14 protein-coding genes are annotated in these 17722 nt (G+C 68.3%); 10 read left to right on the top strand and 4 right to left on the bottom strand.

Features of this window, described 5'->3' with window-relative positions; all coding sequences use genetic code 11:
* The first annotated feature begins 319 nt into the window (after positions 1-319).
* Genes arnB through BLQ74_RS24380 form a run of 8 tightly spaced genes read left to right on the top strand, consistent with a single transcriptional unit; the run spans position 320 to position 9102 of the window.
* Entirely contained in the window at positions 320-1459 is a 1140-nt protein-coding gene (gene arnB, locus BLQ74_RS24415) for a UDP-4-amino-4-deoxy-L-arabinose aminotransferase (RefSeq protein ID WP_090267767.1), read from the top strand.
* Positions 1460-1465: 6 nt separating this feature from the next.
* The gene (arnC, locus tag BLQ74_RS24410) at positions 1466-2473 is read left to right on the top strand and encodes an undecaprenyl-phosphate 4-deoxy-4-formamido-L-arabinose transferase (RefSeq protein WP_090267765.1); all 1008 of its coding nucleotides are present in this window, start codon (positions 1466-1468) and stop codon (positions 2471-2473) included.
* Positions 2470-4470, top strand: a complete 2001-nt coding sequence (gene arnA / locus BLQ74_RS24405) for a bifunctional UDP-4-amino-4-deoxy-L-arabinose formyltransferase/UDP-glucuronic acid oxidase ArnA (RefSeq protein WP_090267763.1) — start codon at positions 2470-2472, stop codon at positions 4468-4470. Before arnC ends, arnA begins: the two co-directional genes overlap by 4 nt.
* A complete protein-coding gene (arnD, locus tag BLQ74_RS24400; protein ID WP_090267761.1) occupies positions 4470-5351 on the top strand; it encodes a 4-deoxy-4-formamido-L-arabinose-phosphoundecaprenol deformylase in 882 nt (293 codons plus the stop codon). The genes arnA and arnD overlap by 1 nt, the downstream gene beginning before the upstream one ends.
* Positions 5348-6994, top strand: a complete 1647-nt coding sequence (gene arnT / locus BLQ74_RS24395; protein ID WP_090267759.1) for a lipid IV(A) 4-amino-4-deoxy-L-arabinosyltransferase — start codon at positions 5348-5350, stop codon at positions 6992-6994. The genes arnD and arnT overlap by 4 nt, the downstream gene beginning before the upstream one ends.
* The gene (arnE, locus tag BLQ74_RS24390) at positions 6991-7335 is read left to right on the top strand and encodes a 4-amino-4-deoxy-L-arabinose-phosphoundecaprenol flippase subunit ArnE (RefSeq protein WP_090267758.1); all 345 of its coding nucleotides are present in this window, start codon (positions 6991-6993) and stop codon (positions 7333-7335) included. Before arnT ends, arnE begins: the two co-directional genes overlap by 4 nt.
* Positions 7332-7742: a 4-amino-4-deoxy-L-arabinose-phosphoundecaprenol flippase subunit ArnF gene (gene arnF / locus BLQ74_RS24385; protein ID WP_090267757.1), complete on the top strand. Its 411-nt coding sequence runs from the start codon at positions 7332-7334 to the stop codon at positions 7740-7742. The genes arnE and arnF overlap by 4 nt, the downstream gene beginning before the upstream one ends.
* Before the next feature lie 16 nt (positions 7743-7758).
* Positions 7759-9102: a UDP-glucose dehydrogenase family protein gene (locus tag BLQ74_RS24380; RefSeq protein WP_090267755.1), complete on the top strand. Its 1344-nt coding sequence runs from the start codon at positions 7759-7761 to the stop codon at positions 9100-9102.
* On the opposite strand, the gene BLQ74_RS24375 is transcribed toward BLQ74_RS24380, so the two are convergent.
* From BLQ74_RS24375 to ptsP, 3 genes are read right to left on the bottom strand one after another with little or no spacing between them, the layout of a single operon-like run.
* Complete coding sequence (locus BLQ74_RS24375; protein WP_090267753.1) at positions 9086-10837, bottom strand: PTS fructose-like transporter subunit IIB; 1752 nt, start codon at positions 10835-10837, stop codon at positions 9086-9088. The two genes, BLQ74_RS24380 and BLQ74_RS24375, sit on opposite strands and share 17 nt — an antisense overlap.
* 54 nt (positions 10838-10891) lie before the next feature.
* Positions 10892-11827 carry a 1-phosphofructokinase gene (pfkB, locus tag BLQ74_RS24370; RefSeq protein WP_090267751.1) on the bottom strand — a complete coding sequence of 312 codons (936 nt, stop codon included), beginning with the start codon at positions 11825-11827 and terminating at the stop codon, positions 10892-10894.
* Entirely contained in the window at positions 11827-14718 is a 2892-nt protein-coding gene (gene ptsP, locus BLQ74_RS24365; protein WP_090267749.1) for a phosphoenolpyruvate--protein phosphotransferase, read from the bottom strand. The genes pfkB and ptsP overlap by 1 nt, the downstream gene beginning before the upstream one ends.
* Positions 14719-14940: 222 nt before the next feature.
* Here ptsP and cra point away from each other — a divergent pair, with 222 nt between their 5' ends.
* The gene (gene cra, locus BLQ74_RS24360; RefSeq protein WP_090267747.1) at positions 14941-15933 is read left to right on the top strand and encodes a catabolite repressor/activator; all 993 of its coding nucleotides are present in this window, start codon (positions 14941-14943) and stop codon (positions 15931-15933) included.
* A gap of 5 nt (positions 15934-15938) precedes the next feature.
* Positions 15939-16718: a TatD family hydrolase gene (locus BLQ74_RS24355; RefSeq protein WP_090267746.1), complete on the top strand. Its 780-nt coding sequence runs from the start codon at positions 15939-15941 to the stop codon at positions 16716-16718.
* 82 nt (positions 16719-16800) lie between these two features.
* Here BLQ74_RS24355 and BLQ74_RS28235 read toward each other — a convergent pair whose 3' ends face one another.
* Entirely contained in the window at positions 16801-17505 is a 705-nt protein-coding gene (locus BLQ74_RS28235; protein ID WP_374440189.1) for a methyl-accepting chemotaxis protein, read from the bottom strand.
* Between the last annotated feature and the right edge of the window lie 217 nt (positions 17506-17722).

Raw genomic sequence — 17722 nt, 5'->3', positions numbered from 1 at the left:
CAATTGCGCTCCAACATAGCCAGAAGTGAACGACTGTTCAACAGTGTTATCCGGCCATTTTGAGCGTCCGTTCAATTCGTCGGGCAACGAGACACCGAAGAATGCCGGGGCATCGCGCAAAGCCAACGAACGCGGGGCTTGCCGGTACGTCTGTCAGACTTATCGAGTGACCATATGCCGAAATGCCATTGCCAGCTAAACTCCCCCGCATCCTTGCAGCGACAAAATACAAACAACGCCATAACGGGTTCTTAACGATCGATAAGCTAGCGTTCAGCACCCGATTGTTAGCATGCTCGTCCAAAGTCGAGGCTCCTCCATGGAAAATGCGTTTCTCCCCTTCTCCCGGCCCAGCATCGGCGCCGAGGAAATCCAGGCGGTCACCGAGGTACTCGGTTCCGGCTGGATCACCACCGGCCCGAAGAACCAGGCCCTGGAGCAGCGCTTCGCTGAATACGTCGGTTGCAAGCATGCAGTGGCGATCGCCTCGGCCACCGGCGGCATGCACCTGGCACTGCTGGCCCTGAACATCGGCCCGGGCGACGAAGTGATCACCCCGTCGCAGACCTGGGTCTCCACCGCCAACATGATCTGCCTGCTGGGCGCCACGCCGGTGTTCGTCGATGTCGACCGCGACACCCTGATGACCGACGCCGCACGCATCGAAGCGGCCATCACCCCGCGCACCAAGGCCATCATCCCGGTGCACTATGCCGGCGCCGCCTTCGACCTCGACCCGCTCTACGCCCTGGCACAGAAGCACGGCATCGCCGTGATCGAGGATGCCGCCCACTCCGCCGGCACCCGTTACCGTGGCCGCCAGATCGGCGCCCAGGGCACCGCGATCTTCTCCTTCCACGCGATCAAGAACATGACCTGCGCCGAAGGCGGCATGTTCGTCACCGACGACGAGGCCCTGGCCAATCGCGTGCGCACCCTGAAGTTCCACGGCCTGGGCGTCGACGCCTATGACCGCCTGACCCACGGCCGCAAGCCGCAGGCGCAGGTGGTGGAGCCGGGCTTCAAGTACAACCTGACCGATATCAACGCGGCCATCGCCCTGGTCCAGCTCGAGCGCCTGGAAGCGATCAACGCCCGCCGCGCGGAACTGGCCAACGCCTACCTCGAACGCCTGGCGCACCTGCCGGTGAAACCGCTGGCGCTGCCGGACTACCCGCAGCACCACGCCTGGCACCTGTTCATCGTGCGTATCGACGAGGAAGCCTGCGGCATCAACCGCGATGCCTTCATGCAGGAGCTGCAGCAGCGCAACATCGGCAGCGGCATCCACTTCATCGGGACCCACCTGCATACCTACTACCGCAAGCGTTTCCCCGACCTGAGCCTGCCGAATACCGAATGGAATTCGGCACGCCTGTGCTCCATCCCGCTGTTCCCCGATATGACTGCAGCCGATCAGGATCGCGTGGTCGGGGCTTTCGAATCCATCATTCGGTGATATTGCGTGAAACCCTATCCCATCGACTGCGTTTCCGTGGTCATCCCGGTCTATAACGAAGAAGCCAGTCTCCCGGAACTGCTGCGCCGCACGGAAAACGCCTGCCGCCAGCTCGGCCGCGACTTCGAGATCGTACTGATCGACGACGGCAGCCGCGACCGTTCCGCGGAAATCCTCCAGGAAGCCGCCGACGCCCCGGGCAGCCATGTACTGGCGGTGATCCTCAACCGCAACTACGGCCAGCACTCAGCGATCATGGCCGGCTTCGAGCAATGCCGTGGCGACGTGGTCATCACCCTGGACGCCGACCTGCAGAATCCGCCGGAAGAGATTCCGCGCCTGGTGGAACAGGCCGCGCTGGGCTACGACGTCGTCGGCACCGTGCGCCAGAACCGCCAGGACTCGGCCCTGCGCCGCTGGCCGTCGCGGGTGATCAACATGGCCGTGCAGCGCTCCACCGGCGTGGCCATGAGCGACTACGGCTGCATGCTGCGCGCCTATCGCCGCAGCATCATCAACGCGATGCTGGCCTGCCGCGAACGCAGCACCTTCATCCCGATCCTGGCCAACAGCTTCGCCCGCCACACCACCGAAATCCTGGTCGGCCATGCCGAGCGCGAGCACGGCGAGTCGAAGTACGACTTCATGCGCCTGATCAACCTGATGTTCGACCTGGTGACCTGCATGACCACCAGCCCGCTGCGTCTGCTCAGCCTGGTCGGCGGCGGCATGGCGGTGGCCGGCTTCATGTTCGGCCTGCTCTTGTTGGTGCTGCGCCTGCTGTTCGGCGCTGCCTGGGCCGGCGACGGTGTGTTCGTGCTGTTCGCCATCCTGTTCATGTTCACCGGCGTGCAGCTGGTCGGCATGGGCCTGCTCGGTGAGTACCTGGGACGTATGTACAACGACGTCCGCGCCCGCCCGCGTTTCTTCATCGAGCGCGTGATCCGTGGCCAGGCCCTGCCCAGCACTCAAACCATTTCCTCCTCTCCTGTCGTCGAGTCCATCGTTAAATGACCGCCAAAACCATCGTTTTCGCCTACCACGACATCGGCTGCGCCGGTATCGAGGCCCTGCTGAGCGCCGGCTACCAGATCGACGCGGTATTCACCCACGCCGACGATCCGCGCGAAAACCGCTTCTTCGGCTCGGTCGCGCAGCTCTGCGCCCAGCGCGGCATCCCGGTGCACGCCCCGGAAGACGTCAACCACCCGCTGTGGATCGCGCGCATCCGCGAACTCGAACCGCGCTTCATCTTCTCCTTCTATTACCGCAACCTGCTCAGCGAAGAGCTGCTCGCCTGCGCCAGCGGCGGCGCCTTCAACCTGCATGGCTCGCTGCTGCCGCGCTATCGCGGTCGCGCCCCGGCCAACTGGGTGCTGGTCAACGGTGAAAGCGAAACCGGCGTCACCCTGCACCGCATGGTCAAGCGCCCGGATGCCGGCGCCATCCTCGCCCAGCAGCGCGTCGCCATCGGCGAAGACGACACCGCCCTGAGCCTGCACGGCAAGCTGCGCGAAGCCGCCCGCGAACTGCTGAACGGCGCCCTGCCGGCGCTGCTCAAGGGTGAGCTGAAGGAAACCGCCCAGGACGAGAGCAAGGCCAGCTACTACGGCCGCCGTACTCCGGCCGACGGCCTGCTCGACTGGCAACGCCCGGCCCGCGAACTGCACAACCTGGTGCGCGCGGTGGCCCAGCCGTATCCGGGCGCCTTCGCCCCGGTGGGCGAGCGCAAGCTGATCGTCTGGAGTTCGCGCGTCGTCGCCGGCAACGAAGGCCGTCCGGCTGGCAGCGTGCTCAGCGTCGAGCCGCTGCGCATCGCCTGCGGCCAGGACTCCCTGGAAATCCTCGCCGGTCAGCAAGGCGATGCCGGCCTGTACCTGGCCGGCCCGCAACTGGCCCGTGAAATGGGCCTGGTGGATGGCTCGCGCCTGCATGCCGTGTCCAAGCCCAAGCGCAAGACCCGCGTGCTGATCCTCGGCGTCAACGGCTTCATCGGCAACCACCTGTCCGAGCGCCTGCTGCGCGACGGCAACTACGAAGTCTACGGCCTGGACATCGGCTCCGACGCCATCGAGCGCCTGAAGAGCAACCCGGACTTCCACTTCGTCGAAGGCGACATCAGCATCCACACCGAGTGGATCGAGTACCACATCAAGAAGTGCGACGTGGTCCTGCCGCTGGTGGCCATCGCCACCCCGATCGAATACACCCGCAACCCGCTGCGCGTGTTCGAGCTGGACTTCGAGGAAAACCTCAAGCTCGTCCGCTACTGCGTGAAATACAACAAGCGCGTGATCTTCCCGTCCACCTCCGAGGTGTACGGCATGTGCACCGACGCCAACTTCGACGAAGACAAGTCGAACCTGATCGTCGGCCCGATCAGCAAGCAGCGCTGGATCTACTCGGTCTCCAAGCAACTGCTCGACCGGGTCATCTGGGCCTACGGCCAGAAAGGCCTGCGCTTCACCCTGTTCCGTCCGTTCAACTGGATGGGCCCGCGTCTGGACCGCCTGGACTCCGCGCGCATCGGCAGCTCGCGCGCCATCACCCAGCTGATCCTGCACCTGGTCGAAGGCACCCCGATCCGTCTGTTCGACGGTGGCGCGCAGAAGCGCTGCTTCACCGACGTGGTGGATGGCATCGAGGCCCTGGCGCGCATCGTCGATAACGAAGGCGGCCGCTGCGACGGACAGATCGTCAACATCGGCAACCCGGACAACGAAGCCAGCATCCGCGAACTCGGCGAAGAGCTGCTGCGTCAGTTCGAAGCGCACCCGCTGCGCCACAACTTCCCGCCCTTCGCCGGTTTCCGTGAAGTGGAAAGCCGCACCTTCTACGGTGACGGTTACCAGGACGTGGCCCACCGCAAGCCGAGCATCGAGAACGCCCGTCGCCTGCTCAACTGGGAACCCACCGTCGAGATGCGTGAAACCATCCAGAAGACCCTGGACTTCTTCCTGCAGGAGGCGATGGCCGAGCAGCAGGCACGCAAGGCCGGGACCCAGGGCTGATGCAGGCAGGTCTACGCATCGATGTCGACACCTACCGTGGCACCCGTGAAGGGGTGCCACGGCTTCTGGAACTGCTCGACGAAGCCGGGATCAAGGCAACGTTCTTCTTCAGCGTCGGCCCGGACAACATGGGCCGGCACCTGTGGCGCCTGGTGCGTCCGCAGTTCTTCTGGAAGATGTTGCGTTCCAAGGCCGCCAGCCTGTACGGCTGGGACATCCTCCTGGCCGGCACCGCCTGGCCCGGAAGGCCCATCGGCCGCGATCTCGGCCATCTGATGCGACGGACCCTGGAGGCCGGCCACGAGGTCGGCCTGCACGCCTGGGACCATCACGGCTGGCAGGCCAACGCCGGGCGCTGGAGCGCCGAGCAGTTGAACCGCCAGATCGCCCTCGGCGTGGATACCCTCAGCGACATCATCGGCCAGCGCGTCGATTGCTCGGCGGTCGCCGGCTGGCGCGCCGATGAGCGCACCGTGCAGGCCAAGGAAGCCTTCGCCTTCCGCTACAACAGCGATTGCCGCGGCACCTCGATGTTCCGCCCGCGCCTCGCCGATGGCCGCCTGGGCACCCCGCAGATCCCGGTGGACCTGCCGACCTTCGACGAAGTCGTCGGCCCGAACCTGGCCGCCAGCGACTTCAACGACTACATCCTCCGGCGTTTCCGGGCCGAAGCCCTGAACGTCTACACCATCCATGCCGAAGTGGAAGGAATCCTCATGGCTGAAGACTTCCGTCAGTTGCTGGGTCGCGCCCGGCAGGACGACATTCATTTCCAACCGCTGGGCCGGCTGCTGCCGCAAGACCCGGCGACCCTGCCGGCAGGGCAACTGGTACGCGGCGCCCTGGAAGGCCGCGAAGGCTGGCTGGGAGTTCAACGATGAGCCAACGTGGCTGGCTGCTGGTCGTCAGCGTTCTGCTGCTGTTCTTCCTCCTGCCGCTGGGCCTGCACGGCCTGTGGATTCCCGACGAAACCCGCTACGCCCAGGTGTCCCAGGCCATGCTGCAGACCGGCGACTGGGTGTCGCCGCATTTCCTCGGCCTGCGCTACTTCGAGAAACCCATCGCCGGCTACTGGCTGGTGGCGATCAGCCAGGCGCTGTTCGGCCAGAACCTGTTCGGCGTGCGCTTCGCCTCGGTGGTGGTCACCGCCCTGAGCACCCTGCTGGTGTATTGGGTCGGGCGCCGCTACTGGCCGCAGAGCAACAAGGGCGCGGTCGCCGCGCTGCTCTATGCCAGCTTCGCGCTGATCGCCGGCCAGGCCGGCTACAGCAACCTCGACCCGCAGTTCACCCTGTGGACCAACCTGAGCATCGCCGCCTTGTGGTTCGCCTTCGAGGCCGACAGCCGCCAGGCGCGCCTGGGTTACTGGGCGCTGCTCGGATTCGGCTGCGCCATGGGCTTCATGACCAAGGGCTTCCTCGCCGGCCTGCTGCCGGTGCTGGTCGCCCTGCCCTACGCCGTCTGGCGCGGGCGTCTGCGCGAGCTGTTCAGCCATGGTCCGCTGGCCGTGCTGGTGGCGGTGCTGGTCAGCCTGCCCTGGTCGCTGGCGGTGCATCAGCACGAGCCGGACTTCTGGAACTTCTTCTTCTGGCATGAACACATCCGCCGCTTCGCCGGCGAGGACGCCCAGCATGCGCGGCCGTTCTGGTTCTTCGTGCCGCTGCTGTTCGCCAGCGCGCTGCCCTGGACCCTGCCGATCGTCTCGGCGTTCCGCCAGGGCTGGCAGGGCCGGCGCACGCCCCACGTGGCCTTCCTGCTGCTGTGGTTCGTCATGCCCTTCCTGTTCTTCAGCCTGGCCAAGGGCAAGCTGCCGACCTACATCATGCCCTGCTTCGCGCCGCTGGCCTTGCTGATGGCCGACGCCCTGCTCACTGCCATCGAGCAGGGGCGCCTGCGCATCCTGCGCCTGAACGGCGCGCTGAACCTGCTGCTCGGCGCCGTGGCCCTGATCGGCCTGGTGTTCGTCCAGCTGCGCAAGCCGCTCTACCACGACGAGTCGGTCAGCGTTGCCCTGCTCTGCCTGGTGTTCGCCACCTGGGCGCTGTGCGGCGCGCTGCAAATGGCCCGCCCCGGCCGCCTGTGGGCCGCACCGGCGCTGGCCGCCTGGGTGCTGGTCGCCCTGCTGCCCGCGGCGATACCGCGCAGCATGGTCGATAGCAAGATGCCCGACCAGTTCATCGCCCAGCACCTGGACGAGCTGCGCGGCGCGCACACCTTGCTGAGCAATGACCTCGGCGCCGCCTCGGCGCTGGCCTGGCGCGCCCAGCGCAGCGAGGTGTTCCTGCTCAACACCGTGGGCGAGCTGAAATACGGTTTGTCCTACGAGGACGGCAAGGCGCGCACCATCAGCCTGGAAGACTTCCCCGCCTGGCTGGCCCAGGCGCGCAGTCAGGGCTCGGTCGGCGTGGTGATGCGCGTCAACAGCGCCGGCGACGAAGAGGAGCTGGCACTGATGCCCAAGGACGTCGTCAGCTACCGGGAAAACCACCTGGTGGTGCTGTTGATTCCCCAGGCGACGCCATGACCTTCGTTCTTCTGGCCTGCGTCTGCCTGCTGACCTGCATGGGCCAGGTGGCACAGAAATTCGCCGTGGAAAGCTGGCGCCACGGCGATTTCTCGCTGCTCGCCAAGCTGTTTTCGCCCTGGCTGATCACCGCGCTGGCCTGCCTCGGCGGCGGCCTGCTGCTGTGGTTGCTGGTGCTGCAACGCCTGCAGGTGGGGCTGGCCTACCCGATGCTCAGCCTGAACTTCGTGCTGGTCACCCTGGTGGCGCATTACCTGTTCCGCGAAGCCGTCGATCGCCGCCACTGGTTCGGCGTCGCCCTGATCGTCGCTGGCGTCGCCCTGCTGGGGACGCAGTCATGAGCACGCCCCGCGGTATGATGCTGGCCATGGCCAGCGTGCTGCTGGTCAGCGCCGCGCAACTGGGCATGCGCTGGAGCATGACCCGGCTGCCGCAACCGGCGGCCTGGCTGCAGGCACTGGGCAATGGCGGCATCGACCTGCTGGCGCTGGCAGTGGTCGCCGCCGCGATCTGCGCCTATGCCTTATCCATGCTGTGCTGGATGGGCGCACTCAATCATCTTCCGCTGAGCCGCGCCTATTCGTTGCTCAGCATCAGTTATGCACTGGTCTATCTCGGCGCAGCCTGGTTACCCGGCTTCGGCGAGCCACTCAGTCCCTTACGAACACTCGGCGTGGGATTGGTGATGGGAGGCGTCCTGACGATCAATTCGCGACGTTCCACCACGCCACAGCCGGCAGAACAGTAATAGAGGAATACACACCATGAAGATCAGCGTTTTCGGTACCGGCTATGTCGGCCTCGTCCAGGCCGCGGTGATGGCGGAAGTCGGCCACGATGTCCTGTGCATGGACATCGACACCAAGAAGATCGAGCGCCTGCAGCAAGGCCACGTGAGCATCTACGAACCCGGCCTGACCGAGCTGGTGCGGGAAACCGTGGAAGCCGGCCGCCTGCGCTTCACCAGTGACGTGCAGGAAGCGGTCACCCACGGCGCCGTGCAGTTCATCGCCGTCGGCACCCCGCCGGGCGAGGATGGCGGCGCCGACCTCAGCGCCGTGTTCGCCGTGGCCGAAGGCATCGCCCGTCACCGCGAGCAGCCGGTGGTGATCGTCGAGAAATCCACCGTTCCGGTGGGCACCGGCGACCGCCTGAAAGCCCACATCGAAGCCCTGCTCGCCAGCACCGGCCGCACGCTGCAGTTCGATATCGTCTCCAACCCGGAATTCCTCAAGGAAGGCTCGGCGCTGAATGACTGCCGCCGTCCGGACCGCATCGTCGTCGGCTGCGAACGCGCCGAGGTGATGGACGTGATGCGCGAGATCTACGAACCCTTCAACCGCAACCACGACCGCGTATTGACCATGAACCTGCGCAGCGCCGAGCTGACCAAGTACGCGGCCAACTGCATGCTGGCGACCAAGATCAGCTTCATCAACCAGATCGCCGAGCTGGCCGAAAACCTCGGCGCGGACATCGAGTCGATCCGCCTGGGCATCGGCGCCGACCCGCGCATCGGCTACCACTTCATCTACCCCGGCTGCGGCTACGGCGGCTCCTGCTTCCCGAAAGACATCAAGGCGCTGATCCACACCGCCGGTGAAGCCGGTTGCTCCAGCGACCTGCTGCAAGCGGTGGAAGCGGTCAACGACCGGCAGAAGAACAAGCTGTTCAAGCGCATCAACGAGTTCTTCAAGGGCGACCTGAAGGGCCGCACCATCGCCCTCTGGGGCCTGGCCTTCAAGCCCAACACCGACGACATGCGCGATGCCCCCAGCCGCGACCTGATGGAAGCCCTGTGGGCCGCCGGTGCCCGCGTGCGCGCCTACGACCCGGAAGCCATGACCGAAACCCAGCGCATCTACGGCCACGACGAGCGCCTGGCGCTGATGGGCACCCCGGAGGCCGTTCTGCCCGGCGCCGACGCCCTGGTCGTGTGCACCGAATGGCAGGCGTTCAAGGCGCCCGACTTCGACCTGATCAAGGAAAAACTGCTGGCCCCGGTGATCTTCGACGGGCGCAACCTGTACGACCCGGAGCGTATGGCCCGCCGCGGCTTCCACTACTTCGCCATCGGCCGCGGCGAGTCGGTCAACCTGGCGTCGTGAGCGCCATCGGCACAGGCGCGGCACTGCCGCGCTTGAGCATCGCGTAGAGCACGCCAGTGACCAGGCTGCCGGCGGCGATCGCCGCCAGGTAAGCCAGGGCGTGATTGATCGCGTTAGGAATCAGCAGCACGAACAGGCCGCCGTGGGGCGCCAGCAACTTGCAGCCGAACAGCATCGACAGCGCGCCGGTCAGCGCGCCGCCGACCACGCTGGCCGGCAGTACCCGCAGCGGGTCCTTGGCGGCGAACGGAATCGCCCCCTCGGAAATGAAACACAGCCCCAGCACCAGGGCGGCCTTGCCGGCCTCGCGCTCGCTCTGAGCGAACTTGCGCCGGGCGAGGAAGGTAGCGATACCCATACCGATCGGCGGCACCATCCCGGCCGCCATGGTCGCCGCCATCGGCGCGTAGCTCTGCGACGCCAGCAATCCCACGGAAAACGCGTAAGCGGCCTTGTTGATCGGCCCGCCCAGATCGACGCACATCATGCCGCCCAGCAACAGGCCGAGCAGCACCGCGTTGGCCGTCCCCATCCCGGCGAGGAAGTCGGTCAGGGCGCTCATCATGCCGGCCACCGGCTTGCCCACCACATAGATCATCACCAGCCCGGTGAACAGGCTGCACAGCAGCGGGATGATCAGGATCGGCTTCAACGCCTCCAGGCTCTGCGGCAACTTCAGCCACTGGCTGACGGCGCGCGCCGAGTAGCCGGCCAACAACCCCGCGACTATGCCACCAAGGAAACCGGCGCCCAGGCTACTGGCCAGCAGGCCGCCGATCATCCCCGGCGCCAGCCCCGGCCGGTCGGCGATCGACCAGGCGATATAGCCGGCGAGCATCGGCACCATCAGCTTGAAGGCGGTGTCGCCGCCGATCTGCATCAAGGCCGCGGCCAGAGTGCCCGGCTCCTTGAAGGCCTGGATGCCGAAGACGAAGGACAGCGCGATCAGCAGGCCGCCGGCGACCACCATCGGCAACATGAAGGACACCCCGGTGAGCAGGTGCTTGTAGAGACCGCGCGCCTCGCTCTTGGCCGGCGCCGCGGCGGCGCCCGCGGCCGGGCTGGCGCCCTCTTCGCGGGCTTCCTGCAAGGCGCGCTGGAGAATCGCCTCGGGCTGTTTCAGCGCCACTCCGGTGCCGCACCGGAAGATCCGTTTGCCGGCGAAGCGCGCGGTGTTCACCTCGATATCCGCGGCCAGCAGCACCACCTCGGCGGCGGCGATATCCTCGGCCGACAGTGGATTGCGTGCGCCCACCGAGCCCTGGGTTTCCACCCGCAGCAGGTAGCCCAGGCGCTGCGCGGCCTGTTGCAGCGCCTCGGCAGCCATGAAGGTGTGCGCCACCCCGGTCGGGCAGGCGGTGATCGCCACCAGCCGCACCGGCTGGGCACTGGCCGGGTCGGCTGGGGTCGCGCTGGCGTCGCCCTGCCAGGGCTGCGCCTGTTCGGCGGCGCGCCGGAGGAAGGCCGCGCAATCGGCCAGCGCCTCGGCCGGACGCGCCTGCAGCAGGCGCTTGCCGACGAAGCGCGAGAGGTCCTGCGGCTGGCTGGCGATCACCAGCACCAGGTCGGCGGCGGCGATCTGCGCCGCGCTCAGGCGTAGCTCGGGGCGCTGCGGCTCGTTCATTTCAATGCACACCGACCAGCCCAGGCGCTCGGCGGCGGCGCGCAACAGGCGTGCGCTGAGCAGGCTGGTGACCTGGCCGTTGGGGCAGGCAGTGATGAGGGCAAGGTTCATCGTCGTACCTCTTGTTATGCTGTCCCGCCCGCCGATGCTCGGGCGGCGAACGGATCAATCCAGCGGGCGCACCGCCACCTGGGATTCCAATTGGGCCAGGCGCTGCGGATCGCCGATGCCGACGTCGAACTGGCTCACCGCCAGCGCCGCCACCGCCGTGGCATGGCGCAGCACGCGCGCCGCCGGCCAGTCGCTGAGCAGGCCGTGGACCATGGCCGCCAGCAGCGAATCGCCGGCGCCCACGGTACTGGCGACCTCGACCCGTGGCGGCGTCGACTGCCAGCACTGGCTGGGGGCGAACCAGCGCACGCCGGCGGCGCCCTGCGACAGCACCAGTTGTTCGATACCCTGCGCCTGCAGGCGTCGGGCCTGGTCGTCCAGCGCCTGCTCGTCGGTCGCCGACAGGCCGCAGGCCTCGGCCAACTCCTCGGCGTTCGGCTTGACCAGCCAGGGCGCCGCCGCCAGCCCCTGGCGCAATGCCGCGCCACTGCTGTCGAACGCCACCCGCAGGCCAAGGCGCTTGAGACGCTGCAACAGCTCGCCCAGCCAGAGCGGATCGACGCCGCGCGGCAGGCTGCCGGCGACCACCGCCAGGTCCTGGCCGGCGGCGAGCGACGCGAGGCCATCGAGCAGGCGATCCTGCGCCGCCGCATCGACCTCGGGGCCGGGGCCGTTGAGATCGGAAATCCGTCCGCTGCGCTCGGCCAGCTTGATGTTGCTGCGGGTCTCGCCGGGCACGCGGATGAAGGCATCGGTGAAACCACGGCGCTGGAACAGCGCCTCGAACGGCGCCGGGTTGTCCGCGCCGAGGAAGCCGGCGACGGTCAGTCGGTGGCCGAGATCGGCGAGCACCTGGGCGACGTTCAGGCCCTTGCCGGCCGCCTGGGTGAGTACCGCCTCGCTGCGGTTCACCGCGCCCAGCTCCAGGTGCGCCAGGCGCACCGTAAGGTCCAGCGCCGGGTTCAGCGTCAGGGTCAGAATGCGCGCCATCAGCGGTTCTCCCCCAGCACCTGGGCCACGCGGGCACGCACCTCGGCGGCCGAGGCCAGGCCGAGCACGTCGCCGGCCAGGTCGCGGGCCTGGGCCATGCTCAGCTCCCGCACGCCCTGCTTGACCAGCGGCACACTGCGCGGCGACACACTCAACTCATCGACGCCAAGGCCGAGTAGCACCGGCAAGGCCAGGGCATCGGCGGCCAGCTCACCGCAGACGCCGACCCACTTGCCGTGGGCATGGGCGGCGCGCACGGTCATCTCGATCAGCCGCAGCACCGCCGGGTGCAGGCCGTCGGCCTGGGCCGACAGGCTCGGGTGGCCACGGTCGATGGCCAGGGTGTATTGGGTCAGGTCGTTGGTGCCGACGCTGAAGAAGTCCACTTCGGCGGCCAGCAGCGGCGCCAGCAAGGCGGCCGACGGCACCTCGATCATGATGCCCAGTTGCAGATCGCCGTGGCCGCCGTACTCCGCGTGCAGGGCCAGGGCCATGTCGCGCGCTTGGCGCCATTCCTCGACCAGGCCGACCATCGGGAACATGATGCGCAGCGGACGCCCGGCGGCCGCCTGCAACAGCGCGCGCAACTGGGTTTCCAGCATCTGCGGACGTTGCAGCGTCAGGCGGATGCCGCGCACGCCGAGGTACGGATTGCTCTCGTGCGGAATCGGCCAGTACGGCAGCGGCTTGTCGCCGCCGACATCCAGGGTCCGCGCCACCAGCGGACGCCCGTCGAGGCCATCGAGCACGCGCCGGTATTCCGCCTCCTGGGCCGCCAGGTCCGGCGCCTGCGGGCTGTCGAGGAAGACGAACTCGGTGCGCAGCAGACCGATGCCTTCCGCGCCCAGCGCGACCGCCGGTGCCACGCCGGCGCTGTCGCCAATGTTCGCGCAGACTTCCAGCGCCTGCCCATCGCGGGTCACCGCCGGCTCATGGCGGCGCGCCTCGGCCAGGGCCTGGCGCTGGCGACGCGCGTCGCGCTGCTGCAAGGCCTGTTCGAGCGCCTGGGCATCCGGCGCCACGATGAAGTGACCGTGCTCGCCGTCCATCAGCACCGGGGTGCCTGGGCGCAGCGCCAGCAGCGACTCGCCGGCGCCGACCAGGGCGGGTATGCCCAGGGCGCGGGCGATGATCGCACTGTGCGAGGTGGCGCCGCCGCGCACCGTGAGGATGCCGGCCACGCGCCGGGTATCCAGGCGCGCCACGTCGGACGGACCGACCTCCTCCATGACCAGGATATAGGGCTCGTCCGGCTCCGCCGCCGTCTGCACGCCGCACAGGCGCGCCAGCACGCGCCGGCCGAGGTCGCGCAGGTCCGCCGCGCGTTCGGCGAGCAGGCTGTCACCGAGGCTTTCCTGCTGGCTCGCGGCGGCTTCGATGACCTGCTGCCAGGCCGCTTCGGCGCTGTCGCCACGGTTCAGCCGCGCCTCCACCTCGCTGCCCAGTTCGGGGTCGTCGAGCAGCGCCTGATGGGTGACGAAGATTTCCCGCACGGCCTTGGCGTCGCTGCGCTGCACCAGGGCATCGATCTCGTCGGCGATCGCCGCCTTGGCCTGGGCCAGGCGCTGCGCCTCGACGGCAGGCGATTCGCCGCGCAGGGGGAAATCGAAGCGCTGCGCGATCTGCAGGTGCAGCGGTCCGCAGGCAATACCGGGCGCGGCAGGTACCGCCTTCAACGGCACCCCGCTCGGCGGCGCCTGCACCACGCGGGCCTCGGCGGACGGCGCAGCGGCGCGCGGCGGCGGCACGACGGCATCGACCGGCAGCGGCAGGACTTCCTCGCCGAGCCCCTCTTCCACCGCCGCGCGCAACGCTGGCAGGGCCACCTCGGCGATGCTCGGTTCGGCAAAGAACTCCAGGACCTGGCCACGCCGCGCGCCGAGGCTGAGCAGCTTGCTCAGGCTGCGGATGGACACCGGAGCGCCCTCGCTGTCGGCGATGCGCAGGCGAATCTCACCGTCGAAATCGCGCGCCATCTGCATCAGCACCTGCGACGGCCGGGCATGCAGGCCGTGGGGGTTGGCCAGGGGCACACGCAAGCTGGGCCAGTCCACCGGCAGCTCGCCACCGAGCGCCTCAAGCACCGCGCGCACCGAAGCGGCCCGCGCCAGTTCGTCGGCGCGGCCATTCACCAGCAGGTCGCAGAGGCGTTCCAGGGTCGCGCGCGCGGCGGCGCCGCGATCGGCCAGGCAGAACAGCCCGCGCAACGGTTGGCCGGCGTACTGCAACGCCTGCTGCGGGGTGACGAAGGCCAGGCCGGGACGGCTGACCTGTTCTCCGCCGCTCAGCCACCACAGGCCATGGCCCAAGGGCAGCGGCTCGCCAGCCTGCAGGCCGGCGGCAAAGCCGGGCTCGGCGCAACCGGCCTTCTTCAGGCGGCGGGCGGCGAGCAGCAGCAGTTCATCGAAGTCTTCGGCGGGCAGCTCCAGGCCGACCAGTTGCGCGTCCAGCGCCAGGCTCTGCTGGCCACCGCGCAAGGCTTGCAGCAACTGCTCCGGCGATTGCGCCGCGCGCAGGCTGGAACCGGTCTCGCCTTCGCCGAGGGCGCGGGTCAGCAGTTGCAGCAGGTTCAGGTGTTCGTCGGAGCGCGCGGCAATGCCGATGGCCAGGTGCACGCGCTGGCCATCGCCCCAGTCGACGCCGTCGGGGAAGTGCAGCAGGCGCACGCCGGTGCGCTGCACCAGGTCGCGGGTCTGTGGGGTGCCATGGGGAATGGCGATGCCTTGGCCGAGGTAGGTGGAGCCCTGCGCCTCGCGGGCCTGGAGACCGACCAGATAGCCGGGGCCGACCAGGCCATCGGCCTCCAGGGCCTCGCAGAGCAGTTCGAGGGCGGCCGTTTTGTCCGCGGCCCGCTGTTGCATGCGGACCTGTTGCGCGGTCAGTTCGAGCACATCGTTCTCCTCACCGGCGCGCCCGGGCACTGGCGGCCGGGTCTGCCTGAACGGGGCGGTTATCCGCTTGTTGGGGTGAACAGCCGGGTCCGTCCCTTGGGTGGCCCAGGCGCGGGACGGATGAATAGCTGAATCGATTCACCTATTGAGACTGGCACGTTACTCGATAATGCGTGATCCTTGGAAGCCTCCAGTTGTCGGTAAGCATTGCCGGGGTACCCGTTGAAACTCAGTGATATCGCCCGCCTGGCCGGGGTCTCGGTGACCACCGCCAGTTACGTGATCAATGGCAAGGCCGTGCAGCGCCGCATCAGCGCCGCCACGGTGGAGCGCGTGCGCGCGGTGATCGAGGAGCACGGCTATCACCCCGACCAGCAGGCCGCCAGTCTGCGCCGCGGGCAGACGCGGACCCTCGGATTCGTCCTCCCCGATCTGGAAAACCCCAGCTATGCAAGACTAGCCAAGCTGCTCGAACAAGGCGCCCGGGCGCGGGGCTACCAGTTGCTCATCGCCTGCTCCGACGATGAGCCGGAAAGCGAACGCCAGGCCCTCAACCTGTTCCGCGCGCGCCGCTGCGACGCGCTGATCGTCGCCAGTTGCCTGGCGGCCGACGACGACGCCCACCAGCGCCTGCTGGACAAGGGCATGCCGGTCATCGCCGTCGACCGCCAGCTCGATCCGCAACGCTTCTGCTCGGTGGTCAGCGACGACCGCGATGCCAGCCAGCGCCTCAGCGAAACCCTGCTGCGACCCACACCCAGGCACATCGCCCTGCTTGGCGCCCGTCCCGAACTGATCATCAGCCAGGAGCGCGCCGCCGGTTTCGACAACGCCCTGCGCGGTTTCGGCGGCGCGCGCTTCGTCGAGCACGGCGCCACCTTCAGCCGCGCCTGCGGGCGCCAGTTGATGGAGGACCTGCTGCAACGCCTGGGCTATCTGCCGGATGCGCTGATCACCACCTCCTACGTGTTGCTCGAAGGCGTCTTCGACGTGTTCCAGGCCCTGCCCGGCGGCTGGCCCCGCGAGCTGCGCCTGGGCACCTTCGGCGACACCCAGTTGCTCGACTTCGTGCCGATCAAGGTCAACGCCATCTCCCAGCAGCACGCGCTGATCGCCGAGCGCGTCCTGGCGCTGGCGCTGGACGCCGTGGAGCATGGCACCTACCGTCCCGGCGTCCATCCCATCGCGCGGACCCTGAAGCTGCGCAGCGAGTGAGCGGCATGCGCCTGATCGACACCCACAACCACATCGACTTCCCGGACTTCGCCGCCGACCGCGCGGCCATGCTGCAACGCTGCCGGGCCCTGGGGGTGGAACGCCAGGTGCTGCTCGGGGTGTTCCGCGAGAACTGGGACGAGGTGCTGCGCCTGGCCGACGCGCACGACGAGCTGTACGCCGCCCTCGGCCTGCACCCGCTCTACCTGGCGCGCCATCGCCCGCAACACCTGGTCGAGCTGCGCGAGTACCTGCAACGCCTGGCCGGGCAGCCGAAGCTGTGCGCGGTGGGCGAGATCGGCCTGGACTACTACGTCGAAGCACTGGATCGCGCGGCGCAGCAGGCGCTGTTCGAGGCGCAACTGCGCCTCGCCATCGACTGCGAGCTGCCGGTGCTGCTGCACGTGCGCCGCTCCCACGCCGCGGTGATCGCCACCCTCAAGCGTTTCAGGGTGCCACGTCGCGGCATCGTGCATGCCTTCGCCGGGAGCCGCGAGGAAGCCCGCGAATACCTCAAGCTGGGCTTCCGCCTGGGCCTGGGCGGCGCGCCCACCTGGCCACAAGCCAACCGCCTGCGCAAGGTGCTGGCGGAACTGCCGCTGGAAGCGATCGTGCTGGAAACCGACGCACCGGACATGGCCCCGGCCATGTATCCCGGCCAGCGCAACAGCCCGGAGCACCTACCGGCCATCTGCGCGGCCCTGGCGGAGGTACGCGGCGTCACGCCGGAGGAACTGGCCGAAGCCAGCACGCGCAACGCCATGGAAGTGTTCGGCTGGGCCTAGCCGGGTGCCAGCCGACGGGCGAAAACCCTGTCGGCCCGGCCAACGGCGGACAACCCCTGAGGCGTTATCCGCTCTACGCCAGCTAGACCCTGAAGGCGCCGATCAGCCGCTTCAGCTCGACCACCTGCTCGGACAGTTCGCGGCTGGCGCGTTCGGTTTCGTCGGCGCCCTCGGCGGTCCGTTCGCCGGCCTGGTTGATCTGCACGATGTTCTGGTCGATGTCGTGGGCCACGGTGGTCTGCTGCTCGGCGGCGGCGGCGATCTGCTGGTTCTGGTCGACGATCATGCCCACCGCGCCGAGGATGTTCTCCAGGGCCTGCTGCACCTGGGCCGATTGGCTGACGGTGCCATCGGCGGTCTGGTGGCTGCTGCCCATGGCCTTCACCGCCGCGCCCACGCCACCCTGCAGCCTGACGATCATCTGCTCGATTTCTTCGGTGGACTGCTGGGTGCGCTTGGCCAGGGTGCGCACTTCGTCGGCGACCACCGCGAAGCCCCTGCCCTGCTCGCCGGCGCGCGCCGCCTCGATCGCCGCGTTGAGCGCCAGCAGGTTGGTCTGCTCGGCGATGCCCTTGATCACGTCCAGCACGCGGCTGATGGACGCGCTGTCGGCGGCCAATTGGTTGATCACCGCCACCGACTCATCGATTTCCGCGGCCAGGCGCTGGATGCTGCCCACCTGGTTCGCCACCAGGGCGCGGCCGCTGACGGTTTCCTCGTTGACGCTCTGTGCGCTGCCCACCGCCGCCACCGCGCTGCGCGCCACCTCCTGGGCGGTCGCGGCCATCTGGTTCATCGCCGTGGCGACTTGCTCGATCTGGTCGCGCTGCCCGGCCACCGCCTGGTTGCTCTGCGCCGACACCGACTCGACGCGCACCGTCTGCCGTTCGACCTCACTGACGGTGCGGCCGACCTGCTCGATCAGATCGTGGATCTTCAGCACCGTCTGGTTGAAGGCCTGCCCCAGCTCGCCCAACTCGTCGCGGCTCTGGGCACGGTAGGTG

This window comes from Pseudomonas panipatensis (assembly GCF_900099785.1).
Classification (GTDB): domain Bacteria; phylum Pseudomonadota; class Gammaproteobacteria; order Pseudomonadales; family Pseudomonadaceae; genus Pseudomonas; species Pseudomonas panipatensis.
This window is presented reverse-complemented; position numbering and strand designations above follow the sequence as displayed.